Annotated in this window: 22 protein-coding genes and 1 pseudogene; 17 read left to right on the forward strand and 6 right to left on the reverse strand. The window is 70.2% G+C overall.

Annotated features, from left to right (window positions below; translation table 11 throughout):
• Positions 1-46: 46 nt before the first annotated feature.
• Entirely contained in the window at positions 47-1,036 is a 990-nt protein-coding gene (locus tag ACFY10_RS40925) for a hypothetical protein (protein WP_390670388.1), read from the forward strand.
• A gap of 47 nt (positions 1,037-1,083) precedes the next feature.
• Here the strand turns inward: ACFY10_RS40925 and ACFY10_RS40930 are convergent, their stop codons facing one another.
• On the reverse strand, positions 1,084-1,863 hold the full coding sequence (locus tag ACFY10_RS40930; RefSeq protein ID WP_390670389.1) for a hypothetical protein: 780 nt from the start codon (positions 1,861-1,863) through the stop codon (positions 1,084-1,086).
• A gap of 52 nt (positions 1,864-1,915) precedes the next feature.
• Positions 1,916-2,506, reverse strand: a complete 591-nt coding sequence (locus ACFY10_RS40935; protein WP_390670391.1) for a helix-turn-helix domain-containing protein — start codon at positions 2,504-2,506, stop codon at positions 1,916-1,918.
• Positions 2,507-2,577: 71 nt separating this feature from the next.
• On the opposite strand from ACFY10_RS40935, the gene ACFY10_RS40940 reads away from it, so the two are divergent.
• The 5 genes from ACFY10_RS40940 (at position 2,578) to ACFY10_RS40960 (ending at position 7,317) form a co-directional block, all read left to right on the forward strand.
• The gene (locus tag ACFY10_RS40940; RefSeq protein WP_390670392.1) at positions 2,578-3,519 is read left to right on the forward strand and encodes an NAD(P)/FAD-dependent oxidoreductase; all 942 of its coding nucleotides are present in this window, start codon (positions 2,578-2,580) and stop codon (positions 3,517-3,519) included.
• 51 nt (positions 3,520-3,570) lie between these two features.
• Positions 3,571-5,109: an ATP-dependent DNA ligase gene (locus ACFY10_RS40945; protein ID WP_390670393.1), complete on the forward strand. Its 1,539-nt coding sequence runs from the start codon at positions 3,571-3,573 to the stop codon at positions 5,107-5,109.
• A complete protein-coding gene (locus ACFY10_RS40950; protein ID WP_390670394.1) occupies positions 5,106-5,582 on the forward strand; it encodes an NUDIX domain-containing protein in 477 nt (158 codons plus the stop codon). The genes ACFY10_RS40945 and ACFY10_RS40950 overlap by 4 nt, the downstream gene beginning before the upstream one ends.
• A gap of 78 nt (positions 5,583-5,660) precedes the next feature.
• On the forward strand, positions 5,661-7,055 hold the full coding sequence (locus tag ACFY10_RS40955) for an NADP-dependent succinic semialdehyde dehydrogenase (protein WP_390670395.1): 1,395 nt from the start codon (positions 5,661-5,663) through the stop codon (positions 7,053-7,055).
• Positions 7,056-7,080: 25 nt separating this feature from the next.
• Positions 7,081-7,317, forward strand: a complete 237-nt coding sequence (locus ACFY10_RS40960; RefSeq protein WP_390670396.1) for a DUF6213 family protein — start codon at positions 7,081-7,083, stop codon at positions 7,315-7,317.
• A gap of 88 nt (positions 7,318-7,405) precedes the next feature.
• Here ACFY10_RS40960 and ACFY10_RS40965 read toward each other — a convergent pair whose 3' ends face one another.
• Positions 7,406-8,068, reverse strand: a complete 663-nt coding sequence (locus ACFY10_RS40965; protein WP_390670397.1) for a transcriptional regulator — start codon at positions 8,066-8,068, stop codon at positions 7,406-7,408.
• A 172-nt stretch (positions 8,069-8,240) separates the two neighbouring features.
• On the opposite strand from ACFY10_RS40965, the pseudogene ACFY10_RS40970 reads away from it, so the two are divergent.
• The 3 genes and pseudogenes from ACFY10_RS40970 to ACFY10_RS40980 all read left to right on the forward strand — a co-directional run.
• Positions 8,241-9,317, forward strand: a pseudogene (locus tag ACFY10_RS40970) (type III polyketide synthase); the annotation flags it as partial.
• Between the two features lie 7 nt (positions 9,318-9,324).
• On the forward strand, positions 9,325-10,539 hold the full coding sequence (locus tag ACFY10_RS40975; RefSeq protein WP_390670398.1) for a cytochrome P450: 1,215 nt from the start codon (positions 9,325-9,327) through the stop codon (positions 10,537-10,539).
• A gap of 7 nt (positions 10,540-10,546) precedes the next feature.
• Positions 10,547-11,068, forward strand: a complete 522-nt coding sequence (locus tag ACFY10_RS40980; protein WP_390670399.1) for a cupin domain-containing protein — start codon at positions 10,547-10,549, stop codon at positions 11,066-11,068.
• Between the two features lie 90 nt (positions 11,069-11,158).
• On the opposite strand, the gene ACFY10_RS40985 is transcribed toward ACFY10_RS40980, so the two are convergent.
• Positions 11,159-12,388 (reverse strand): acyl-CoA dehydrogenase family protein, encoded by a 1,230-nt coding sequence (locus ACFY10_RS40985; protein WP_390670401.1) that lies wholly within the window; start codon positions 12,386-12,388, stop codon positions 11,159-11,161.
• Positions 12,389-12,560: 172 nt separating this feature from the next.
• Here ACFY10_RS40985 and ACFY10_RS40990 point away from each other — a divergent pair, with 172 nt between their 5' ends.
• The gene (locus tag ACFY10_RS40990; protein WP_266952368.1) at positions 12,561-13,205 is read left to right on the forward strand and encodes a TetR family transcriptional regulator; all 645 of its coding nucleotides are present in this window, start codon (positions 12,561-12,563) and stop codon (positions 13,203-13,205) included.
• 55 nt (positions 13,206-13,260) lie between these two features.
• Here the strand turns inward: ACFY10_RS40990 and def are convergent, their stop codons facing one another.
• On the reverse strand, positions 13,261-13,815 hold the full coding sequence (gene def / locus ACFY10_RS40995; RefSeq protein WP_390670402.1) for a peptide deformylase: 555 nt from the start codon (positions 13,813-13,815) through the stop codon (positions 13,261-13,263).
• Between the two features lie 113 nt (positions 13,816-13,928).
• Between def and ACFY10_RS41000 the strand changes: the two genes are divergently transcribed.
• The 7 genes from ACFY10_RS41000 to ACFY10_RS41030 all read left to right on the forward strand — a co-directional run bounded on the left by ACFY10_RS41000 (position 13,929) and on the right by ACFY10_RS41030 (position 21,716).
• Entirely contained in the window at positions 13,929-15,167 is a 1,239-nt protein-coding gene (locus tag ACFY10_RS41000) for a MurT ligase domain-containing protein (protein ID WP_232652949.1), read from the forward strand.
• 16 nt (positions 15,168-15,183) lie between these two features.
• Complete coding sequence (locus ACFY10_RS41005; RefSeq protein WP_390670403.1) at positions 15,184-15,912, forward strand: type 1 glutamine amidotransferase; 729 nt, start codon at positions 15,184-15,186, stop codon at positions 15,910-15,912.
• 180 nt (positions 15,913-16,092) lie between these two features.
• Positions 16,093-17,118: a 6-phosphofructokinase gene (locus tag ACFY10_RS41010; protein ID WP_390670404.1), complete on the forward strand. Its 1,026-nt coding sequence runs from the start codon at positions 16,093-16,095 to the stop codon at positions 17,116-17,118.
• Between the two features lie 176 nt (positions 17,119-17,294).
• Positions 17,295-18,245: a cytochrome c oxidase assembly protein gene (locus ACFY10_RS41015; protein ID WP_390670405.1), complete on the forward strand. Its 951-nt coding sequence runs from the start codon at positions 17,295-17,297 to the stop codon at positions 18,243-18,245.
• A gap of 85 nt (positions 18,246-18,330) precedes the next feature.
• The gene (locus tag ACFY10_RS41020) at positions 18,331-19,659 is read left to right on the forward strand and encodes a DUF6777 domain-containing protein (RefSeq protein ID WP_390670497.1); all 1,329 of its coding nucleotides are present in this window, start codon (positions 18,331-18,333) and stop codon (positions 19,657-19,659) included.
• Positions 19,660-19,687: 28 nt separating this feature from the next.
• Positions 19,688-21,532: a septum formation family protein gene (locus ACFY10_RS41025; protein ID WP_390670406.1), complete on the forward strand. Its 1,845-nt coding sequence runs from the start codon at positions 19,688-19,690 to the stop codon at positions 21,530-21,532.
• A 13-nt stretch (positions 21,533-21,545) separates the two neighbouring features.
• Positions 21,546-21,716, forward strand: a complete 171-nt coding sequence (locus ACFY10_RS41030) for a hypothetical protein (protein WP_030928253.1) — start codon at positions 21,546-21,548, stop codon at positions 21,714-21,716.
• A gap of 21 nt (positions 21,717-21,737) precedes the next feature.
• Here the strand turns inward: ACFY10_RS41030 and ACFY10_RS41035 are convergent, their stop codons facing one another.
• Positions 21,738-22,952 carry a sensor histidine kinase gene (locus ACFY10_RS41035; RefSeq protein WP_390670407.1) on the reverse strand — a complete coding sequence of 405 codons (1,215 nt, stop codon included), beginning with the start codon at positions 22,950-22,952 and terminating at the stop codon, positions 21,738-21,740.
• Positions 22,953-22,965: the final 13 nt, after the last annotated feature.

The raw sequence follows: 22,965 nt of genomic DNA on the forward strand, positions 1-22,965 counted from the left end.
CGGGTGAGGGGCTGTCCAGGGTTCTCCGGAGTGGGGGTGGTCATCGGTGACCGTGGAGTCGATAGCGGTCAAGGCGGCGCCGAAGTCACTGGCGTGGCAGGGCGACGAGCTGGTCTCCGGGGCCGGGGGCGGGCGGCGGTGGGGGCGCGACGGGGTGGAGCACAAGGCGCCCTTCGCGTGGAGTTTTCCGTTCGACGCCGGGATCGCTTCGGTCTCGGGGCCGTACTCCGCGGTGTACCAGGAGCGTGGCACCAAGGGGGTGTTGCTCGAAGGAGAACGGGTCGTGCGGGAGCTGAACCGCAGCTATTACCATGCGCCGGACTACGACTACCCGCTCGCCCTGGGCAAGTTGGGCGACGGGCGCGAGGTCGTCGTGCACTGCCCCGAGAAGTACAACCTGCTGCAGATCGAGGACGCGGCGAGCGGCGAGCGGCTGACCGCCGGCCGCCGCGAGCCGGAGGACGTCTTCCATTCAAGGCTGAGCCTGAGCCCGGACGGCCGCCACCTGCTCTCGGTCGGCTGGTTCTGGCAGCCCTTCGGGATCGCCATGGTCTACGACACCGCGCTCGCACTCACCGGCGCGACCGTCCTCGACGGCGAGGGGGTGCTGCCGACCGTGGCCGTCATGGGCGGAGAGGTGACGGCCGGTTGCTGGCTCGACGCGGACCGGCTGGTCCTGGCGACGGGGGCGGAGGAGTGGTACGACGACGAGGAGCTTGCGCTTCCGCCGCGCCACCTCGGTGTGTGGTCGGTGTCCGAAGGCCACTGGCTGCACCGCACCCCCGTCCCCGATGCCGACCCGGGGGTGCTGCTCCTGCCCCGCGGCGATCAGGTCGTGTCTCTGCACGGCCACCCACGGCTGATCGACACGGCGACCGGCCGCGTCGTCGCGGAGTGGCCCGAGGTCGGCGTACCCGTCAAGCCCACCTGCTTCGGTCGCCGCCGCGTGCCCACTCCCGTTGCCGCCCTTCATCCCGACGGCACTCGGCTGGCCGTCGCGCAGCCGGAGAGCATCGCTCTCATCACGCTGCCGTGAGCCGTGATCGGCCCTCCTGCCGAGCATCCCCGGGCGGCAGACCTCGGTCATGGGCCGCACCCGCCCACCCGCTTGCTGCTCAGCGCCACGTCGTCCATGTGCATGTCGTACGACGAGGGGGTGGGGTCGGCCTGGTACAACTGCCAGCCCAGCCTGAGCTTGTCGAAGCGCGGGAAGACGAAGTCGTCCGCCGTGCCGCCGTGTTGCATCGTCGACACCGTCAACTCGGTCTGCTCGGCGCCGTCCAGGTAGACGGTGACACGGTTGTCGGTCGCGTCGAGGTGGAATTCGACGCACTGCCAGGTCCCGGCCGTGGCGGGCGCCGAGGTCCTCCAGGCGGTCCAGTCCCCGGTCGAACCCAGATCGGAGCCCACGCCCCAGAAGTCGGCCTGCGAGGTGGGCGCGTACTGGCCGCCCAACGGCCGTACCAGCGTGGGGACATCGGAACCGGAGGCTTCGGCAATGGTCCAGTGCGCCCAGTCGGGAGCCGTGGGGAAGCGGTCCACGCGCAGACGCAACCTGGCCCAGAAGCTGTTGCCGGCGGGTGCGAGATCGGAAGGGACCAGGAAGGCGCGGCCGTTGCCTTCCGTGTGGAGCCGCAGTTCGCGTCCGTGGCCGGTGGCGCTGGGCTCGACGGTCAGCGAACCGTTGGACGTGTCGGCGGTCCAGCCGCGGCCCGCGGAGACCGGCCCGAGGGGCAGGCGGTCGAAGTTCTCTTGGAAGAGGGTCTTGTGCGAAGTGGGGGTTGCGGAGGCGGTGGGGGGTGTCGCGAGCAGCGCAGCCGATGCGGCTAAAAGCGCTGCGGCGATCTTCCTCAGGCGTGTCATGGGCTCAGTGTGCAACACCCGTCACAGCAGTCACACAGGCCGGTCCCGCCCGTCAGGACCGCTTCGGCCGCGCCCGCACATGCATCCGCTCCCCCTGCGGCCCGAACAGGCTCAGGAACTCCACCGGTCCCTCCCCCGTCGACCCGAACCAGTGCGGCACCCGCGTGTCGAACTCGGCCGCCTCGCCCGCCGCCATCACGACGTCGTGCTCGCCCAGCACCACCCGCAGCCGCCCGGACAGCACGTACAACCACTCGTAGCCCTCATGGGTGCGCGGTTCGGGCTCCTCGGTGCCCTGCGGTACCAGCACCTTGAAGGCCTGGAGGCCGCCGGGCTGCCGGGTGAGCGGCCAGAAGGTGCGGCCGTGTCGGACCAAGGGCTTGCCGCGTACGCGCGGGTCCCCCGCCGCAGGCGCGCCGACGAGCTCGTCCAGCGGCACCTGGTGCGCCCGCGCGATCGGCAGCAGCAGCTCCAGGCTGGGTCTGCGCAGTCCGGACTCCAGCCGGGACAGCGTGCTGACCGAGATGCCGGTCGCCGCCGACAGCCCGGCGAGCGTGGCACCCCGCTCCTTGCGGATGCGGCGCAGCCGGGGGCCGACCTCCGCCAGGACCTCGTCCGTGTCGTCGCCATCCATGTAGGACATTGCAGTTTCGGCAAACGGGTTTGTCAATGCGGCAGGGGTGGCGCGACCGTCGGGCGTGGAGGTGGTCACCCATGACCGAGAAGCACAGCGAGCAGTACGAAGTGATCGTCGTCGGAGGGGGCGCGGCGGGGCTCTCCGCCGCACTGGTCCTGGGCCGGGCCCGGCGCCGCACGCTCGTCGTCGACGCGGGCGAGCCGCGCAACGCGCCCGCCGCCCATATGCAGGGCTATCTGTCCCGGGACGGCATGCCACCCGCCGAGTTCCTGGCGATCGGCCGTGAGGAGATCGCGCGGTACGGCGTGGAGCTGGTCCGGGACCGGGCGGTGGACGTGACGCGCGATGAGGACTTCACGGTGGTGCTGGAAAGCGGCCGTACCCTCCGGGCCCGTCGTCTGGTCATCGCCACCGGCCTCAAGGACGAACTGCCCGAGGTCCCCGGCGTCGCCGAGCGCTTCGGCCGGGACGTGCTGCACTGCCCGTACTGCCACGGCTGGGAGGTCCGCGACCAGGCCTTCGGCGTGCTGGCCACGACCCCGCTGAGCGTGCACCAGGCGCTGATGGTGTCCCAGTGGTCGAAGGACGTGACGCTCTTCCTGCACACCGTGGCCGAGGAGGAGCTGTCGGACGACGATCTGCGCAGGCTCGCGGCGGCCGGGGTGAAGGTGGTGCCGGGCGAGGTCGCGGAGCTGGTGGTGGAGGAGGACCGGCTCACGGGCGTACGCCTCGTGGACGGTACGACGCACGCCCGCGAGGTCGTCTTCACCGCGCCCCGGGCGGTTCCGCAGACCGGCCTGCTGGAGCGGTTGGGAGCCGAACTCCAGGAGTCCCCCTTCGGCGCGTACCCGGTGGTCGACCCGACCGGGCTCACCTCCGTGCCGGGCGTCTGGGCGGTCGGCAACGCGATGGGCTTCGCCGAGCAGGTCGTGAACGCGGCAGCCGGCGGCTACCGGGCAGGGGCCTTCATCAACGGCGAGCTGCTGATGACCGACCTCGACGCGGCCGTACCGGCATAGAACCGCCGCCGTCCGGGTGTAGAGCGCCCGCCTCCGTTGCAGGATGGCTGCATGCTGCTGACCCGGCTGGCCCAAGTGTCCCAGGAGGTCGCCGCCACCTCGGCGAGGTCCCGGAAGATCGCCCTGCTCGCCGAGCTGTTCCGGGACGCCGAGGCGGACGACGTGCCGATCGTGATCCCGTATCTGGCGGGACGGCTGCCGCAGGGGCGGCTCGGCGTCGGCTGGAAGGTGCTGAGCCGCCCGGTCGCCCCGGCCGCCGAATCCACGCTCAGCGTGCGCGAGGTGGACGCCCTCCTCAGTGAGCTGGGCAAGGTCTCGGGCGCCGGCTCGCAGGCCGAACGGGCCCGGCTGGTCGGGGAGTTGATGAGTGCGGCAACCGATGAGGAGCAGCGGTTCCTGCTCGGGCTGCTCACCGGTGAGGTGCGGCAGGGTGCCCTGGACGCCGTCGCCGTCGAGGGCCTCGCGCAGGCCACCGAGGCTCCGCCCGCGGACGTACGCCGGGCGGTGATGCTCGCGGGCTCCCTGCAGACGGTGGCGCAGGCGCTGCTCGCCGACGGCCCGGCGTCCCTGGACCACTTCCGTCTCACCGTCGGCCGTCCGGTCCTGCCGATGCTGGCGCACAGCGCCTCCTCCGTCTCCGAGGCGGTCGACAAGCTCGGCGCGTGCGCGGTCGAGGAGAAGCTGGACGGCATCCGGGTGCAGGTCCACCGGGACGGCGACAGCGTACGGATCTACACCCGCACCCTCGACGACATCACCGACCGACTGCCCGAACTCACCGCTGCCGCAATGGAGTTGAAGAGCCGCCGGTTCATCCTGGACGGCGAGGTGATCTCCTTCGGCCAGGACGGGCGGCCCCGGTCCTTCCAGGAGACGGCCGGGCGCGTCGGCTCGCGGGTGGACGTGGCGGCGGCCGCCGAGACGGTCCCCGTCTCGCCCGTCTTCTTCGACGCGCTGTCCGTCGACGACCGCGACCTGCTCGACCTGCCCTTCGCCGAGCGGCACGCGGAACTGGCCCGGCTGGTCCCCGAGCCGATGCGGGTCCGGCGGGCCCTGGTGTCCGGTCCGCAGGACGTGTCCGAGGCGGAGCGCTTCCTCGCCGCCACCCTGGAGCGCGGCCACGAGGGCGTCGTCGTCAAGGGCCTCGACGCCGCGTACAGCGCGGGCCGGCGCGGCGCGTCCTGGCTGAAGGTCAAGCCCGTCCACACGCTCGACCTGGTGGTGCTCGCCGCCGAGTGGGGCCACGGCCGGCGCACCGGCAAGCTCTCCAACCTCCATCTCGGAGCCCGCAACGCCGACGGCTCCTTCGCCATGCTCGGCAAGACCTTCAAGGGCATGACCGACGCGATGCTCACCTGGCAGACCGAGCGCCTGCAGGAGCTGGCCACGGACACCAACGGCTACGTGGTGACCGTACGCCCCGAACTCGTCGTCGAGATCGCCTACGACGGCCTGCAGAAGTCCACCCGCTACCCGGCCGGCGTCACCCTCCGCTTCGCCCGCGTGGTCCGCTACCGCGAGGACAAGCGCCCCGAAGAGGCAGACACGGTCGAGACACTGCTCGCCGCGCACCCGGAGGTGAAGCCATGAGCGGCAAGCGCAGTGCCGGCCTGCTGTTGTTCCGGCACACCGGTAATGGCCTGGAGGTATTGCTCGGCCACATGGGCGGCCCCTTCTTCGCCAAGCGCGACGCCGGTGCGTGGACCGTCCCGAAGGGTGAGTACGAGCCCGAGGAGGAGCCCGCCTGGGACGCCGCCCGGCGCGAGTTCCAGGAGGAGCTCGGGCTGGAGCCGCCCGACGGCGAGGCCGTACCACTGGGCGAGGTCCGGCAGGCGGGCGGCAAGACCGTCACCGTCTGGGCGATCGCGGCCGATCTCGACCCGGCGTCGATCGCCCCCGGCACGTTCCGGATGGAGTGGCCGCCGAGGTCCGGTCGGACGCAGGAGTTCCCCGAGCTGGACCGGGTGGAGTGGTTCGGGCTCGACCGCGCCCGCGAGGTGATCGTCAAGGCGCAGGCCGCGTTTCTCGACCGGCTGGCGGAGCACTCGGAGGAATCGGAGTAACCGCACAGCCGCCTACGCGTTGCGGTCACCGGCGGCGCGCGGGAAGGTCGAATCAAGCCCGCCCCCAGGAGGTCAGCCATGCCCATCGCGACGGTGAACCCGGCGAACGGCGAGACGCTCAAGACGTACGAGGCCATGGGCGAGGAGGAGCTCGAGCGCCGGCTCCAGCTCGCGGAGGCGACGTTCCGCACGTACCGGACGACGCCCTTCGCCGAACGCGCCCGCCTCATGAACAAGGCCGCCGGTCTCCTCGACGAGATCCAGCAGGACATCGGCCGCGTCATGACCACCGAGATGGGCAAGCCGATCAAGCAGGCGCGTGCGGAGGCCGCCAAGTGCGCCAAGGCGATGCGCTGGTACGCCGACCACGCCGAGGAGCTGCTGGCCGACGAGGAGCCCGCGGAGTTCGACGTGAAGGACTCCGGCGCCTCCCGCGTCCTGGTCCGCTATCGGCCGCTGGGCCCCGTCCTCGCCGTGATGCCGTGGAACTTCCCGCTGTGGCAGGTGATCCGGTTCGCGGCGCCCGCGCTGATGGCGGGCAATGTGGGCCTGCTCAAGCACGCCTCGAACGTCCCGCAGACCGCCCTCTTCCTGGAGGACCTCTTCCACCAGGCGGGCTACCCGGAGGGCTGCTTCCAGACCCTGCTCATCGGCTCCGGCGCCGTCGACGACATCCTGCGCGACGAACGCGTCAAGGCGGCCACCCTGACCGGCAGCGAACCCGCCGGGCGGGCGGTCGCGTCCACCTCCGGGGACATGGTCAAGAAGACGGTGCTGGAGCTGGGCGGCAGCGACCCGTACGTCGTCATGCCGTCCGCCGACCTCGACCGGGCCGCGCAGATCGCGGTGATCGCGCGCGTGCAGAACAACGGGCAGTCGTGCATCGCCGCCAAGCGGTTCATCGTGCACACGGACGTGTACGACGCCTTCGCCGAACGGTTCGTCGAGGGCATGAAGGCGCTCAAGGTCGGCGACCCGATGGAGGAGGACACGGACGTCGGGCCGCTGGCGAGCGAGCAGGGGCGGGACGACCTGGAGGAACTGGTCGACGACGCGAGGCGGAGCGGGGCGGAGGTGCTGTGCGGCGGCCACCGGCTGCGCCGTCCCGAGCTGCCCGGCTGGTACTACCCGCCGACCGTGCTCGCCGGGATCACCCGGGAGATGAGGATCCACCGCGAGGAGGCTTTCGGCCCCGTCGCCACGCTGTATCGCGCGTCCGGTCTCGACGAGGCCGTCCTGATCGCCAACGACTCGCCGTTCGGCCTGAGTTCCAACGTCTGGACGCGGGACGAGGCTGAGGTGGACCGCTTTGTTCGGGACCTGGAGGCGGGCGCCGTGTACGTCAACGGGATGACGGCCTCCCACCCGGCGTTCCCGTTCGGCGGGGTCAAACGGTCCGGGTACGGGCGTGAGCTGTCCGGGCACGGAATCCGGGAGTTCTGCAACATCACGACGGTTTGGCACGGTGCGTGAGGGCTGCGCGGCTAACATCCCGGTTGTGAACCGCGAAGTGACTCTGCCTCTGATCGTCGATGACCGCGGGACCTTGCAAGTAGCTGCCGCTGATGTGAGCAAGTTGTTGCGGACCGTCGGTGGGAGGTGGTTGCACCTTGTCGAGGCCGGGGAGGTTGGGCTCGATGAGGACACGGTTGCGGCGTTGACGATTGAGCTTGCGAAGCTCGCCGATCGTATTGATGTGGCGTGCATTGCACATAGCAGCGGGAGTGCGCCGTAGGGGTTGCTGATTGATGCCGTGTGCGGGTTGTACGTGGTTGCTCGCGCCCACGCGGCGGAGCAGCAAATTGATACAGCCCCGCGCCCCTTTAGGCCAGCTGCAGCAACGTGGACCAGAAAAGGGCCTCGTAGCTTTGGAGCAGGCGGCCATAACCCTGTGCTTGTTCCTCGTCCAGGAAGCCCGCGTCCAGGCCCGCCTGAACGGCTGCCGTCGCCCTCTCGTCCAGCTCGGGCGCGGGCTGGGCGAAGAAGTCGAAGAACGCGCAGGACTCGTCCTGGAAGCCGTAGTGGACGCGTAGAGCCTGGGCGATCTTTGCGCAATAGCCGCCCCACGCCGAGAAGTTGGCGGTGATCGCCAGGACTGCGTCGGTCGGGGAGGCGTTGAGGGCGAGCCAGGCGACGTAGGACGGGTAGGCCTGGCAGCCCGGCAGCGGCTCGTACGCGCTCGTCCTTGCCTCGTCGATGCCGCAGGCTGCCGCGAACGGCTGCAGCCGCTCGCCGGCCAGGGCCTCGCCGTCGGCGAGCATCTCGAAGAACGCGGCGGCCTCCGGTTCCTCCGTCCCGCGCCCCGCCAGATGGAGGAACGCGCGGCGGTCCGCCGGGATCACCCAGTGCTGTTCCAGAGCCAGCGTGGCGAGTGTGTCGCGGGAGGCCTCGCCCCGGGCGATGAGCGGGACGAGGGGGTTGGCCTGCGGGTCCGGGGCGAGCTTCGCAGTGGTCGTCTCCAGCAGTTCCGTGGCCGTACGCGTCATCGCGTCCTCCATGGGGTCGGATGTGGGGCTCCTGCTTCGACCTTGGCACGGGGTCCCCAATTCGGAGTAGTCCGGCGCGAGATCGTCGCCTTGTCGGGTGATCGTGGGTGAACCACCCACAGAGGTGAACCCTTTCTGACCCGGGGGGCCGAAAGCCTTCCGGACGGCGAAAGCAGGACGGTTCATGGCGACTTTGTGCAGACCCTCGGTGTCCGTCCCAGAGCATGTGATCACGATGGAGGACACGCTGGAGCTGGCGCGCTCCCGCCACGCCGACCATCCGCAACTGCCGCTGGCCCTCCGGCTGATCGAGAACACCGGCGTACGCACCCGGCACATCGTGCAGCCCATCGAAGAGACGCTGAAGCACCCCGGATTCGAGGAGCGCAACAAGGTCTACCAGGCCGAGGCGAAGGCCCGGGTCCCCGCCGTCATACAGCGGGCGCTCGACGACGCCGAGCTCCTCACCAAGGACATCGACGTGATCATCTACGTGTCGTGCACGGGCTTCATGATGCCCTCGCTCACGGCCTGGCTGATCAACGAGATGGGCTTCGAGAGCAACACCCGCCAGATACCCATAGCCCAGCTCGGTTGTGCGGCAGGCGGAGCCGCGATCAACCGGGCGCACGACTTCTGCTCCGCCTACCCCGACGCCAATGTGCTGATCGTGGCCTGCGAGTTCTGTTCGCTGTGCTACCAGCCCACCGACCTGGGCGTCGGGTCCCTGCTCTCCAACGGCCTGTTCGGCGACGGGATCGCCGCCGCGGTGGTACGCGGACGGGGCGGCGAGGGCATCGAGCTGGTCCGCAACGGCTCGTATCTGATCCCCAAGACCGAGGAGTGGATCATGTACGACGTCCGCGCCACCGGCTTCCACTTCCTGCTGGACAAGCGGGTGCCGGGGACCATGGAGCCGCTGGCCCCGGCGCTGCAGGACCTGGCGGGACAGCACGGCTGGGACGCCTCCGACCTGGACTTCTACATCATCCACGCCGGCGGCCCGCGCATTCTCGACGACCTGAGCAAGTTCCTGCAGGTCGACCCGCACGCGTTCCGGTTCAGCCGGGCCACGCTCACCGAGTACGGCAACATCGCCAGCGCCGTCGTGCTCGACGCGCTGCGCCGGATGTTCGACGAGGGCGGCGCCAAGCACCGGGCGCGCGGGCTGCTCGCCGGGTTCGGCCCCGGCATCACCGCGGAGATGGCCCTGGGCCACTGGCACAGCCCCGACGACAGGACGGCATGAGTACGGCATGACTGAAGAAACCCTCACCGAGACCCTCCCCCCGATCCGGCACTGGCCGGCCCTCGACCTGACCGGCGTCGACTTCGACCCGGTGCTGACCGAGCTGATGCGCGAGGGCCCCGTCACCCGCATCCAGCTGCCCAACGGCGACGGCTGGGCCTGGCTGGTCACGCGCTACGACGACGTACGCATGGTGACCAACGACCCCCGCTTCAGCCGCGAGGCGGTCATGGACCAGCCGGTCACCCGGCTCGCCCCGCACTTCATCCCGCAGCGCGGCGCGGTCGGTTTCCTCGATCCGCCGGACCACACCCGGCTGCGCCGCTCGGTGGCCGCCGCGTTCACGGCGAAGGGCGTGGAGCGGGTGCGCGCGCGGTCCCGGCGCCTGCTGGACGAACTGGTCGACGAGCTGCTGCAGGACGGGCCGCCTGCGGACCTCACCGCAACCATCCTCAGCCCCTTCCCCATCGCGGTGATCTGCGAGCTGATGGGCGTCCCGGCCGCCGACCGGCACGGCATGCACACCTGGACCCAGCTGATCCTGTCCTCCTCGCACGGCGCGAAGGTCAGCGAGAAGGCCAAGAACGAGATGGGCGCCTACTTCGCCGATCTCATCGGCCTGCGGGAGGGCAGCACCGGCGAGGACGTGACGTCCCTGCTCGGTGCCGCCGTCGGCCGCGACGAGATCACCCTGGAGGAGGCCGTCGGCCTCGCCGTACTCCTCCAGATCGGCGGCGAGGCGGTCACCAACAACAGCGGCCAGATGTTCTACCTCCTGCTGACCCGCCCGGATCTGGCCGATCGGCTGCGCGCCGAGCCGGAGATCCGCCCCCAGGCCATCGACGAACTGCTGCGCTACATCCCGCACCGCAACGCGGTCGGTCTCTCGCGCATCGCGACCGAGGACGTGGAGATCAGAGGCGTACGCATCCGCGCGGGCGACCCGATCTACGTCTCCTACCTGGCCGCCAACCGCGACCCGGACGTCTTCCCTGACCCGGAGACGATCGACTTCACCCGCGCCCCGAACCCCCATGTGTCGTTCGGCTTCGGCCCGCACTACTGCCCGGGCGGCATGCTGGCCCGGCTGGAGTCGCAACTGCTCGTCGACGCGCTGCTCGACCGGATTCCGGGCCTGAAGCTCGCCGTACCGCCGGGCCAAGTGCCTTTCAAGAAGGGGGCGTTGATCCGCGGTCCCGAAGCCCTGCCGGTCACATGGTGAGCAGCCGGTGACGGCGACGGAGGGCCTGCTGGTACCGCCGGGCCACGGCCGGGTCGTCGAGACCCCGGCCCAGCGCGTGACGTTCAAGGTCACCGGCACGCACTCGCGCACGGCATCCACCTTCGAGGTGGAGGTACCGCCGGGCTTCGACGTCGGCGCCCATGTGCACACGCGCAGCGAGGAGTTGTTCTACGTGCTCGAAGGCGAACTGGATGTCCTCGCCTTCGAGCCGCGGGTACGGACCCCGGACAACTGGCAGCGCTGGGAGTCGAGTTCGGGCACCCGAGTGGTACGGGCAACCCCCGGCACAGTCATCGTCGTCCCGCCCGGCTGCCCGCACGCATTCGCCAACCCGACGGACACCCCCGCGAAGATGTTCTTCCAGGCGTCCCCGCCCCCGGACCACGAGCGCTACTTCGAGGAGCTGCTGGAGATCCTGGGCGGCGGGGGCCCGCCGGACCACCAGGCCATCGAGACCCTGCGGCGCCGCTACGACATCGAGCAACTGACACCTTTGAAACACCGGTGAGGGAAGCGCCCCAAAGGGGCGCGGGGCTGTATCGATATGCGGCTCCGCCGCGTGGGCGCGACCAGCCCCCACACACCCGCACCCCGCGAACTACCGAATGGACATCCCCGACAGCGTCCTGGCAATCACCAGCCGCTGAATCTCGCTCGTCCCCTCAAAGATCGTGTAAATCGCAGCATCCCGATGCATCCGCTCCACCGGGTACTCCCGGGTATAGCCATTGCCACCAAGAATCTGCACCGCCTGCGCGGTGACCTTCTTCGCCGTCTCACTCGCGAACAGCTTCGACATGGACCCCTCGGCGGCCGTGAACTGCTTGCCGTTGACGGCCATCCACGAGGCCCGCCACACCAGCAGCCGCGCCGCGTCGATCGACGTACGCATGTCCGCGAGCTGGAAAGCAATACCCTGGTTGTCGATGATCGGCCGCCCGAACTGCTCCCGCGTCATCGCGTAGTCGAGAGCCACCTCGTACGCGGCCCGGGCGGTACCGACCGCCATCGCACCGACCGCCGGACGCGAAGCTTCGAACGTGGCCATCGCGGCGTTCTTCACGCGCTCGCCGTTGCCGGCCTTGGCCCGCTCCCGGGCACGGGCAAGGCGCTCGTCGAGCTTCTCCTTGCCGCCGAGGAGGCAGGAGCCGGGGACGCGGACGTTCTCCAGGACGACCTCGGCGGTGTGCGAGGCGCGGATGCCGTGCTTCTTGAACTTCTGGCCCTGGGACAGGCCCGGCGTGTTCGGCGGCACGATGAAGGAGGCGTGGCCCTTGGAGCCGAGCTCCGGGTCGACGACCGCGACGACGACGTGGACGTTGGCGATGCCGCCGTTGGTCGCCCAGGTCTTCGTGCCGTTGAGCACCCACTCGTCCTTGGCCTCGTCGTAGACGGCACGCGTGCGCATGGAGGCCACGTCGGAGCCGGCGTCGGGCTCGGAGGAGCAGAACGCGGCGACCTTGACATCGTTGGCGTCGCCGTACATCTGCGGGATCCAGGTGCCGATCTGTTCCTCGGTTCCGTTGGCGAGAACGCCCACGGCGGCCAGACCGGTGCCTACGATCGACAGGGCGATGCCCGCGTCGCCCCAGAACAGCTCCTCCATGGCCATCGGGATGCCGAGGCCGGTGGGGTCGAAGTACTGCTGGGCGTAGAAGTCGAGGGAGTAGATGCCTACCTTCGCGGCCTCCTGGATGACCGGCCAGGGAGTCTCCTCACGCTCGTCCCATTCGGCGGCCGCGGGGCGGATCACGTCGGCGGCGAAGCCGTGCAGCCAGTCCCGGACCTCCTTCTGTTCGTCGTTGAGCTCCATGGTGAACTCGGCCATGACCCCTCCAGCGGCGGCGCACTTGCATGTTACTAGCGGTAACTCCAGTGTGTTACCCGTGGGTAGGAAAAGTCAACTCCTGATGACGGGTCGGCAGCCCGTTCGATGCAGAGGGCATGTTGAGTGTTAGTTTGCGCAGGCGTCACCGAATAAGCACGGGTGGGGAGAGCTCATGGACACCACACAGCGGACCGAGCAGCAGCGGTCCGCCGACCGACGTCGGCGCGAGCTGTTGGAGGCCGCCGACAGAGTGGTGCTGCGCGACGGGCCGCAGGCCTCGATGAACGCCATCGCCGCGGAGGCCGGCATCACGAAGCCGATCCTGTACCGGCACTTCGGAGACAAGAGCGGACTGTACGCCGCGCTGGCCAAGCGGCACACCGATGCCCTGCTGAACTCGCTCCGGGCGGCGCTCGACGCCCCGGCGGACCGGCGGGAACGGGTCGAGGCCACCCTCGACACCTACCTCGCGGCGATCGAGGCACGTCCGCAGGTGTACCGGTTCCTCATGCATCCTGCGGAGGGCAGCCCGGCCGGGGAGCAGGGTTTCGACGTCGGCAAGCATGCGATTCCGCTGCTTCGGCGTATGGGCGAGGAGCTGGCGCAGGTCATCGAGGACCGGCTGGACCTCGGTCCGGGAGGTCAGCAGCTGGCTCGGGTGTGGGGGCACGGGATAGTCGGCATGATGCATGCCGCCGGGGACTGGTGGCTGGGGGAACGGCCCTGCTCGCGGGCCGAGTTGGTGCGGAGTCTTGCCGATCTGTTGTGGGGTCGCCTGGCTGCGGCCGGCGACAAAATAGGGGGTCCGGGGTTCTGACGGTCGTATTGCGTCTGCGGGTGAGTGGGGGCTGGTCGCGCAGTTCCCCGCGCCCCTAAGTTCGTGCACTCGTCCGGCGCCAGGATGCTCGCGTTACCTGGCGCATCAGGCGGCGGTGGCGCCAGCCGGTCAAGTGGTCCGCATAGACCCTGCCCTCCAAGTGGTCGCACTCGTGCTGCAAGCACCTCGCGAAGAAACCCGTGCCATGCACGGTGATCGGCTCCCCGGTCGCCGTGAACCCCTCGACCACCGCATGGTCGTGGCGCTCCGTCCCCGCCTCCAACCCCGGCAGGGACAGGCAGCCCTCAGGACCCCGTACGACCACCCCGTCCGTCTCGACGAGCCGTGGGTTCACGACGTGGCCGACGTGACGAACATCCTCGTCGTCGGGGCAGTCGTAGACGAATACGCGCAGGGATTCACCGATCTGGTTGGCTGCCAGACCGACCCCCTGCGCCGCGTACATCGTCGCGAACAAGTCCTGCACGAGAGCTGCGAGTCCGGGGCCGAAGTCGGTGACCTCCTCGCACGGGCTGTGCAGTACCGGGTCCCCGAGCAGGGTGAGGGGCCGGACGCGCCCTCGGGCGCCCGGAATGGAGCTGTTTCGCATGGCCGTCAGGGTACGGCGGTTCTGGACTGTGAATGGATCTCGATAGGCTGAGGTCCACACCACGTTGCCGTCAGGCAGAGGCGCGGCGCGTACGCAAGGAGGATCGAGAACTCATGGCAGGCAACTCGGACCCGCTCACGCCGCGGGCCAAGCTGGCCGTGACCGCGGGTAAGGCGGTCGCGGCGGCATCGCGCGCCGCGGGGCGCGGGAGCGGTTCGGTGATCGGTGGCCGGGTGGCGCTCAAGCTCGACCCCGACCTCCTCGCCCGGCTCGCCCAGAACCTGGACGTGACCCTGGTCTCGGCGACCAACGGCAAGACCACGACCACCAGGCTGATCGCCGAGGCGCTGCGCGCCGCGGGCCCGGTCGTCTCCAACGCGCTCGGCGCCAACATGCCCGCCGGCATCACCTCGGCCCTCGCGGGCAGCTCGGACGCCCGGTTCGGCGTCATCGAGGTCGACGAGAAATACCTCGCCGGCGTCGCCCGGGACACCGACCCCAAGTGCATCGCGCTGCTGAACCTCTCCCGCGACCAGCTCGACCGCGCCGCCGAGACCCGCATGCTCGCCGAGAACTGGCGTGAGGGGCTCGCCGGGTCGAAGGCCGTCATCGTCGCCAACGCCGATGACCCGCTGGTCGTGTGGGCCGCCTCCTCCTCCCCCAATGTGATCTGGGTCGCCGCCGGGCAGATGTGGAAGGACGACGCCTGGTCCTGCCCGTCCTGCGGTGGCGTGATGCAGCGGCCCGGTGACGACTGGTTCTGCGGTGAGTGCGGCTTCCGCCGTCCCACGCCGAGCTGGGCGCTCTCCGGTGACCACGTGCTCGACCCGCACGGGTCCGCCTGGCCGATCCACCTCCAGCTGCCCGGCCGCGCCAACAAGGCGAACGCCGCCAGCTCCGCCGCGGTGGCCGCCGTCTTCGGTGTGCCGCCGCAGGTAGCCCTGGAACGCATGTACCAGGTGCAGGCCGTCGCCGGACGCTACGACGTGGTCCAGTTCCAGCAGCGCGACCTCCGGCTGCTGCTTGCGAAGAACCCGGCGGGCTGGCTCGAAACGTTCAGCCTGATCGATCCTCCGCCCACCCCGGTGATCCTCTCCGTGAACGCGCGCGGCGCCGACGGCACCGACACCTCCTGGCTGTGGGACGTCGACTACACGCGCCTGACCGGCCACCCGATCTGCGTGATCGGCGACCGGAAGCTGGACCTCGCGGTGCGTCTGGAGGTCGCGAACCAGCACTTCCAGGTCTGCGAGGACCTCGACCAGGCGGTGCAGATGAGCCCGCCCGGGCGGATCGAGGTCATCGCCAACTACACCGCGTTCCAGGACCTGCGCCGCCGAGTCGGCAACTGACACTCAGGGGACTTTTGTGAGCGACAACCAGCTGCGGGTCGTCTGGATCTATCCCGACCTGCTCAGCACGTACGGCGACCAGGGCAACGTCCTCGTCGTGGAGCGCCGCGCCCGCCAGCGCGGCCTCGACGTGGCGCGCCTCGACGTGCGCAGCGACCAGGCCATCCCGACCTCCGGCGACATCTATCTGATCGGCGGCGGCGAGGACCGTCCGCAGCGGCTTGCGGCCGAGCGGCTGCGCCGGGACGGCGGACTGCACCGGGCCGTGGAGAACGGCGCGATCGTCTTCTCGGTCTGCGCCGGCTACCAGATCCTCGGCCACGAGTTCATCAACGACCTCGGCCAGCGCGAGCCCGGCCTCGGGCTGCTGGACGTGGTGTCCGTGCGCGGCGAGGGCGATCGTTGCGTGGGCGATGTGCTCGCCGACATCGACCCGCGCCTCGGTCTGCCCCCGCTGACCGGCTTCGAGAACCACCAGGGCGTCACGCACCTGGGCCCGACGGCCCGCCCCCTCGCCCAGGTCAAGCTCGGCAACGGCAACGGCACGGGCGACGGTACGGAGGGCGCGTACAACGACACGGTCTTCGGTACGTACATGCACGGGCCGGTGCTGGCCCGGAACCCGCTGATCGCCGACCTGCTGCTGAAGCTCGCCCTTGACGTGAACGCGCTGCCCCCGACCGACGACCGCTGGTACGAGGCCCTGCGCAATGAGCGCATCGCAGCAGCCCAGCAGCCCGCCTGACACCTGGATTCAAGGTCGTCTCAACCGGCCCGTCTGACGGCCTGTCCGCACAGGTGAGCGGGGTCGTCCAGCAGGCGGACGCACGGTGCGATCCCGCCCCCTCCTGCCGCTAGGGTGGCGGGGATCGAACCGGACAACGTGGTCCGGTCCCAGGCCCACGTTGAGAAGGTATTTCGGGCTATGCGCATTGGTGTCCTCACGTCCGGCGGCGACTGCCCCGGCCTGAACGCCGTCATCCGGTCCGTCGTGCACCGCGCCGTCGTCGACCACGGCGACGAGGTCATCGGCTTCCGGGACGGCTGGAAGGGCCTCCTGGAGTGCGACTACCTCAAGCTCGACCTCGACGCGGTGGGCGGCATCCTGGCCCGCGGCGGCACCATCCTCGGCTCCTCCCGGGTCCAGCCCTCGCACCTGCGCGACGGCGTGGAGCGGGCCAGGGGCCATGTCGAGGAGCTCGGACTCGACGCGATCATCCCCATCGGCGGTGAGGGCACGCTGAAGGCGGCCCGGCTGATGTACGACAGCGGGCTGCCGATCGTCGGCGTCCCGAAGACCATCGACAACGACATCGCGGTCACGGACGTCACCTTCGGCTTCGACACGGCCGTCGGCGTGGCGACCGAGGCGCTGGACCGGCTGAAGACCACCGCCGAGTCCCACCAGCGCGTCCTGGTCGTGGAGGTCATGGGCCGCCACACCGGCTGGATCGCGCTGCACTCCGGTATGGCTGCCGGCGCCCACGCCATCGTCGTACCGGAACGGCCCTTCGACATCGAGGAGTTGGCCAAGCGGGTCGGCGAGCGGTTCGAGGCCGGCAAGCGCTTCGCGATCGTCGTCGCCGCGGAGGGGGCCAAGCCGAAGGCCGGCTCCATGGAGTTCGACGAGGGCGGCAAGGACATCTACGGCCACGAGCGGTTCGCCGGGATCGCCCGCCAGCTCTCCATCGAGCTGGAGGAGCGGCTGGGCAAGGAGGCGCGGCCGGTCATCCTGGGGCATGTCCAGCGTGGCGGCACGCCTACCGCGTACGACCGCGTGCTCGCCACCCGCTTCGGCTGGCACGCCGTGGAGGCCGTGCACCGGGGCGAGTTCGGCAAGATGACCGCGCTGCGTGGTACGGACATCGTGATGGTGCCGCTGGCTGCCGCCGTGGAGACGTTGAAGACCGTGCCCTCGGAACGGTACGACGAAGCCGAGTGCGTGCTCTGACTCTCGCCGTAGGGCTGCTGGAGAGTTGCAGTCTGCGGGTCGCGTGGTTGATCGCGCAGTTCCCCGCGCCCCTGAAGGGGCGCTGCGCTGCCCCCGGTGACAACATTCGCCGGGGGCGGTTCTAGTCTGTGGGGCGGACACATTGCACAACCCCCCACGAATCAGGAGCCGGCGTAATGGATCACAGCGGGCACGGCATGACCATGGATCTGCCGCCGTTCACGCTGGGGCGGGGTCTTCAGTGGTCGGCGGACCCGTTCTTCCTCGTGGCCTGCCTGGTGGGGCTCGGGCTGTACGCGTACGGCGTGGTGCGGCTGCGGCGGCGCGGTGACAAGTGGTCGGCGGCGCGGACGGTCTCGTTCGTCCTCGGCGTGCTGACCATCGGGCTCGTCATGTGCACCAAGCTCAACGACTACGGCATGGTCATGTTCAGCGTGCACATGGTGCAGCACATGGTCATCAGCATGCTGTCGCCGATCCTGATCCTGCTCGGCGCCCCGGTCACGCTGGCCCTGCGCGCGCTGCCGACCGCCGGCAAGGGCCGCAAGGGGCCGCGCGAGCTGCTGCTGATGCTGCTGCACAGCCGGTACATGCGGATCATCACGCATCCGGCGTTCACCATTCCGCTGTTCATCGCGAGCCTGTATGCGCTGTACTTCACACCGATCTTCGACTTCCTGATGGGCTCGAAGGCGGGGCACATCGCGATGATGGTGCACTTCCTCGCGGTGGGTGTCGTGTTCTTCTGGCCGATCATCGGGGTGGACCCCGGGCCGCAGCGGCCGGGTTATCTGATGCGGATGCTGGAGCTGTTCGCGGGCATGCCGTTCCACGCGTTCTTCGGCATCGCGCTGATGATGGCGTCGACGCCGATGGTGGAGACGTTCAAGAACCCGCCCGCCTCGCTCGGCATCGAGGCGCTCTCCGACCAGACCGCGGCCGGCGGCATCGCCTGGGCGTTCAGCGAGGTTCCCTCCGTGCTGGTGCTGCTCGCCCTGCTGTTCCAGTGGTACGGCTCCGAGCAGCGGCAGGCCAGGCGCCAGGACCGGGCCGCCGACCGTGACGGTGACAAGGAACTCGAGGCATACAACGCCTATTTGGCCTCATTGAACGCACGCGGCCGTTGAAGGCTTCGCCATTCGGAAGCTTTCAGTAGCATGAAGTGCATGGGGGAAACCGCCGGGGGGAGCGGTGATGACACTTCGTGCATTTATGCAAGGGGCCGGGAAATCGGCGATTCGAAACCTCGCCGTCCTGCTCGTTTTCTTACTGGCGCTCAGCGGGTGTGATCGAAATACGCCGCTGCTGGTCGTGAAGGCGGTGGCCGCGGGAGTTCCCTCTCTCGCGCCTTTCTTCGACGAGGGCAGCGGGCTGGGCCATGACGGCGCGGTCAGGACGCAGGCGGTGCAGGGGAGTCTGCAGCAGGGGGACACGCCAGGGCTGTACGGGGGCACGAGGAAGCCGACCATCTGCGATGTCAAGCAGCTCAAGGTATTCCTCACGGACCCCAGGAATCATCAGAAGGCGCAGGCTTGGGTGGATGCGCTGAACATCACCACGGATGAGATTCCGGGATATCTGGACCGACTCACTCCTGTTCTCCTGCGTCACGACACTCTCGTGAAGAATCACGACTACAAGAAGGGAAAGGCTGTTCCCTTCAACTCCCTGCTTCAGGCGGGAATCGCCGTTCTGGTTGATGAACAGGGACTTCCGGCTGTGAAGTGCTCGTGCGGAAATCCGCTGCGTCCCTTCACGGGCGACACGAACAGGATTTCGGTCAAGTTCGAGGACGGGAACAAGAAGTGGCGGGGATATGAGCGCTCCTCCGTGGTGGCCGTGCAGCCGGCGCCCCGGAAAATGCAGCGGCTCGCCCTGGTCGACGTCGACGATCCCGCCCTGGGCATCAACCGGCCGGTCGGCACGACGGGCGCACACGACAAGACCTTCGACACGCGGAAACAGCATGCGGTGCCCGAGCTCGCCGGGACGACTTTCGGGGACGCGAGCCGGCGGCTGGCCGACGAGGGGCTGGCGGTCGGATACGACGGGAAGGCGAGGCCGCCGGACGATGCGCGGGTGACGGCATCGGACCCGCCGGCCGGGCGCGAGCTCGGCTTCGGGGAGTACGTGACGCTGAGCGTGGCCGGGGAGACGTCCGAGGGGTGCACCACTCCCCCGGCGCCCTCGACCTCCGGGCCGTACACAGCACCGCCGTCGTCGCCGGTCTCCCCGTCCTCCCCGTCGAGCAGCGGGCCCGGGCCGTCGTCCTCCGCGCCGACGTCGAGCGCGCCGCCCAGCTCCAAGTCGCCCCCGTCGAGTGCGCCACCCAGCTCGCCGTCGACGACGACCAGCTCGCCCCCGGTCAGCGCCCCGGTCAGCAGCAGCGCCCCACCGCCCAGCAAACCGGTGACCAGCAGCGCACCCCCGCCCAGCGCCCCGGTCACCACGAGCGCTCCGGCCACCAGCCAGCCGGCGAGCAGCGCACCCGCCACGAGTGAGCCCGCAAGCTCCGGGCCCGCCTCGATCGCGATCACGTAGCGCCTCCGCAGAACCCGGGAGTCACCGGATGCATTCAGGATCACCTACGTCGGGAGTGGGCAGGGTCATCGCCGGCCGCTATCTGCTGCTGAACCGGCTCGGCAGCGGCGGCATGGGCCATGTGTGGCTCGCCCACGACCAGAGACTCGCCTGCGAGGTCGCACTCAAGGAGATCGTGTTCCAGGACCCGGACCCCACCGGCGAGGAGCGTGAGGCCCGGGTCGCACGGGCGCGCGCGGAGGCCCGGCACGCGGCGGGGCTGCGCGGCCATCCGCATGTGGTGACGGTGCACGACGTGCTGGAGCACGAGGGGCTGCCGTGGATCGTCATGGAGTACGTGGCGGGCGCCGTCGACCTCAAGGAGCTGGTCGAGACGCGCGGCCCGCTCGCGCCCGCGGAGTGCGCCCGCATCGGGCTCGCCGTGCTGGACGCGCTGACCGCCGGGCACGAGCGGGGCGTCATGCACCGGGATGTGAAACCGGCGAACATCCTGCTGGCGCCGGACCGCAGCGGGGCGCCGTATGGCCGCATCCTGCTCACCGACTACGGCATCTCGGTGCAGCCGGACGCCGGTGAGACCCGGTACACGCTGGCGTCCGTGCTGGTGGGGACGTCGGGGTATCTGGCGCCGGAGCGTGCCACGGGCGGGCCGCCGACCCCCTCCGCCGACCTGTTCTCGCTGGGCTGCACGCTCTACCACGGCGTCGAGGGCCGCGGCCCCTTCGAGCGCGAGTCGCACCTCGCCGAGGTCACCGCGGTGGTCATGGAGGAGCCGCGTCCGGCCGTGCGCGCCGGTGCGCTGGGCCCCGTACTGCAGGCCCTGCTGGTGAAGGATCCAGGGCGGCGGCCGTCCGCGACGCAGGCGGAGGCGGCGCTGTCGCGGATCGTCACGCCGCAGGCCGAGGCGTATGCCCGTACGCAGACGGACCTGGGTTCGCAGCCGCCCTGGGCCGGGGTGGCCGCTGCGCCTGCTCCTCCGCCGCCCGGTCCCGGGCCCGGGGCGGACGGCTTCGGGCCGGTCGTGATGTCCGGGCCCGCGCACCGCCGCCGCGAGCTCCCTAGGGCCCTGCGGGCGGTCCTCGCCGCCTCGCTCGGTCTGGTGCTGGCCCTGGGCGGGGTCTGGTACGCCATGGCGCACCAGAAGAGCGGAGGCGACGGGACGGCGTCGCCGTACGGCAAGGCCGTCGGGCTCGCCGAGCCGCTCAAGGACGGGGAGTGCGTGCTCGCCGACTGGCCCGGCGCGGCCCGCTTCCAGGGGGTGCCCCGGTTGACGCCGGATCCGACCTGCCGGGACAAGGCTCCCGACGGGCAGGTGATGGCGTTCGTGACGGCCGCGTCCGCGGACGAGGCGCGCAGGCTGGGGCCGGCCCGGTGCGAGGAACGGACGCAGGAGATCCGGGAGGGGCTGGCTGACGTCCGCAGCGTCGCCGTCGTGCCGACGGGAGCCGGGTTCGAGGCCGCGGGACGGCGCAGCGCCTGTCTGGTGCTGGGCGCGCACGGACCGGTCTACGGGCCGCTCGGCGATCGGCGCAAGCTCGGCTCGGACTTCGCCGACACGGCGAACATGCAGCGCCGTGACTGCCTTCAGACCCGCTCCAACCGGGACGCCCGGCTGGTGTCCTGCAGCGGCCCGCACGACGAGCAGGTGCTCGGTTTCACCCGGCTGGGCAAGGACGTCACGCTCACCGAGGCCCGTACACAGTCGGACACGGCGTGCGCGAAGGACGTGCCGCCGCAGGACTACGGCTTCGACCCGTCGGTCTACACGGCGGGCTCCTGGACCAGCCGGGGCCCCTGGAAGTCGGGCACGCATTTCGTCGTCTGCACCGTCCGGAAGCAGAACGGGGGCACCATGGAGGGGGACGAATCCTGAGGAGGGTGTTGCGATGCCCGGTTCTACGGACGGTTCTACCAAGGCAATGGGGGCGATCACGGTCGGCGGACTGGTCGTGGTGACCGCCTACACGGTGGCCCTCGGCTCCAACGGCTGGCTGTGGTTCGGCTGGGTCGTGCTGGGTCTGCTCACCCTCGGGATGGTCGCCTCCCGCAGCACGTGACGCATCCGCACCACGTGCCGCTCATTCCTCGCTCAGCGGCCCGGCCGAGTGCACCCCCGGCTGGTATTTCGGCAGCCGGGCGGTGATCTTCATGCCCGCTCCTACGGCGGTCTCGATGACGAGCCCGTAGTCGTCGCCGTAGACCTGGCGGAGCCGGTCGTCGACGTTGGACAGCCCGATGCCGCCCGACGGGCTGACCTCGCCGGCGAGGATGCGGCGCAGCAGGACGGGGTCCATTCCGGCGCCGTCGTCCTCGATGACGACGAGGGCCTCGGCGCCGGCGTCCTGCGCGGTGATGCTGATGTGGCTCTTGCCGACGGGCGCCGCCTTGCCCTCCAGGCCGTGCTTGACGGCGTTCTCGACGAGCGGCTGCAGGCACAGGAAGGGCAGGGCGACCGGGAGCACCTCGGGGGCGATCTGCAGGGTGACGGAGAGGCGGTCGCCGAAGCGTGCCCGGACCAGCGCCAAGTAGTGGTCGATGGCGTGCAGTTCGTCGGCGAGGGTGGTGAAGTCGCCGTGCCTGCGGAACGAGTAGCGGGTGAAGTCGGCGAATTCGAGGAGGAGTTCGCGGGCGCGTTCGGGGTCGGTGCGGACGAAACTCGCTATCACCGCGAGTGAGTTGAAGATGAAGTGCGGCGAGATCTGGGCCCGAAGTGCCTTGATCTCGGCCTCGATCAGGCGGGTGCGGGACTGGTCCAGATCGGCCAGCTCCAGCTGGACGCTGACCCAGCGCGCGACCTCCCCGGCGGCCCGGACGAGGACGGCGGACTCGCGGGGCGCGCAGGCGACCAGCGCGCCGTGCACCCGGTCGTCGACGGTGAGCGGGGCGACGACCGCCCAGCGCACCTGGCAGTCCGGGTCGGGGCACTTGAGGCGGAAGGCCTCGCCGCGGCCGGTCTCCAGCGGTCCGGCGAGGCGATCCATGATCTCGCCGCGGTGGTGGCCGCCGACGCCGTCCCAGACCAGGACCTGCTTCTGGTCCGTGAGGCACAGGGCGTCCGTGCCGAGGAGGGTGCGCAGCCTGCGGGCGGACTTGCGGGCGGTCTCCTCCGTCAGCCCGGCCCGCAGCGGGGGTGCGGCGAGGGAGGCGGTGTGCAGGGTCTGGAAGGTGGCGTGCTCGACGGGGGTGCCGAGGCCGCCGAGGCTCTCCGGGCGGGCCGTGCGCCGGCCGAGCCAGAACCCGGCGGCCAGCAACGGGAGTACGGCCACGCACAGGCCGGCCAGGAATCCGCTCATGCTCTCACCTCCG

Origin of the sequence: Streptomyces sp. NPDC001401 (assembly GCF_042895385.1) — a bacterium.
Lineage (GTDB): Bacteria > Actinomycetota > Actinomycetes > Streptomycetales > Streptomycetaceae > Streptomyces.

What these genes read in the sequence shown, in the direction of transcription:
- ACFY10_RS40930 (WP_390670389.1), bottom strand. Translation starts at nt 1,863, where the DNA reads ATGACACGCCTGAGGAAGATCGCCGCAGCGCTTTTAGCCGCATCGGCT.
- ACFY10_RS40935 (WP_390670391.1), bottom strand. Translation starts at nt 2,506, where the DNA reads ATGTCCTACATGGATGGCGACGACACGGACGAGGTCCTGGCGGAGGTC.
- ACFY10_RS40940 (WP_390670392.1), top strand. Translation starts at nt 2,578, where the DNA reads ATGACCGAGAAGCACAGCGAGCAGTACGAAGTGATCGTCGTCGGAGGG.
- ACFY10_RS40945 (WP_390670393.1), top strand. Translation starts at nt 3,571, where the DNA reads ATGCTGCTGACCCGGCTGGCCCAAGTGTCCCAGGAGGTCGCCGCCACC.
- ACFY10_RS40950 (WP_390670394.1), top strand. Translation starts at nt 5,106, where the DNA reads ATGAGCGGCAAGCGCAGTGCCGGCCTGCTGTTGTTCCGGCACACCGGT.
- ACFY10_RS40955 (WP_390670395.1), top strand. Translation starts at nt 5,661, where the DNA reads ATGCCCATCGCGACGGTGAACCCGGCGAACGGCGAGACGCTCAAGACG.
- ACFY10_RS40965 (WP_390670397.1), bottom strand. Translation starts at nt 8,068, where the DNA reads ATGACGCGTACGGCCACGGAACTGCTGGAGACGACCACTGCGAAGCTC.
- ACFY10_RS40975 (WP_390670398.1), top strand. Translation starts at nt 9,325, where the DNA reads ATGACTGAAGAAACCCTCACCGAGACCCTCCCCCCGATCCGGCACTGG.
- ACFY10_RS40985 (WP_390670401.1), bottom strand. Translation starts at nt 12,388, where the DNA reads ATGGCCGAGTTCACCATGGAGCTCAACGACGAACAGAAGGAGGTCCGG.
- ACFY10_RS40990 (WP_266952368.1), top strand. Translation starts at nt 12,561, where the DNA reads ATGGACACCACACAGCGGACCGAGCAGCAGCGGTCCGCCGACCGACGT.
- def (WP_390670402.1), bottom strand. Translation starts at nt 13,815, where the DNA reads ATGCGAAACAGCTCCATTCCGGGCGCCCGAGGGCGCGTCCGGCCCCTC.
- ACFY10_RS41000 (WP_232652949.1), top strand. Translation starts at nt 13,929, where the DNA reads ATGGCAGGCAACTCGGACCCGCTCACGCCGCGGGCCAAGCTGGCCGTG.
- ACFY10_RS41010 (WP_390670404.1), top strand. Translation starts at nt 16,093, where the DNA reads ATGCGCATTGGTGTCCTCACGTCCGGCGGCGACTGCCCCGGCCTGAAC.
- ACFY10_RS41015 (WP_390670405.1), top strand. Translation starts at nt 17,295, where the DNA reads ATGGATCACAGCGGGCACGGCATGACCATGGATCTGCCGCCGTTCACG.
- ACFY10_RS41020 (WP_390670497.1), top strand. Translation starts at nt 18,331, where the DNA reads ATGCAAGGGGCCGGGAAATCGGCGATTCGAAACCTCGCCGTCCTGCTC.
- ACFY10_RS41025 (WP_390670406.1), top strand. Translation starts at nt 19,688, where the DNA reads ATGCATTCAGGATCACCTACGTCGGGAGTGGGCAGGGTCATCGCCGGC.
- ACFY10_RS41030 (WP_030928253.1), top strand. Translation starts at nt 21,546, where the DNA reads ATGCCCGGTTCTACGGACGGTTCTACCAAGGCAATGGGGGCGATCACG.
- ACFY10_RS41035 (WP_390670407.1), bottom strand. Translation starts at nt 22,952, where the DNA reads ATGAGCGGATTCCTGGCCGGCCTGTGCGTGGCCGTACTCCCGTTGCTG.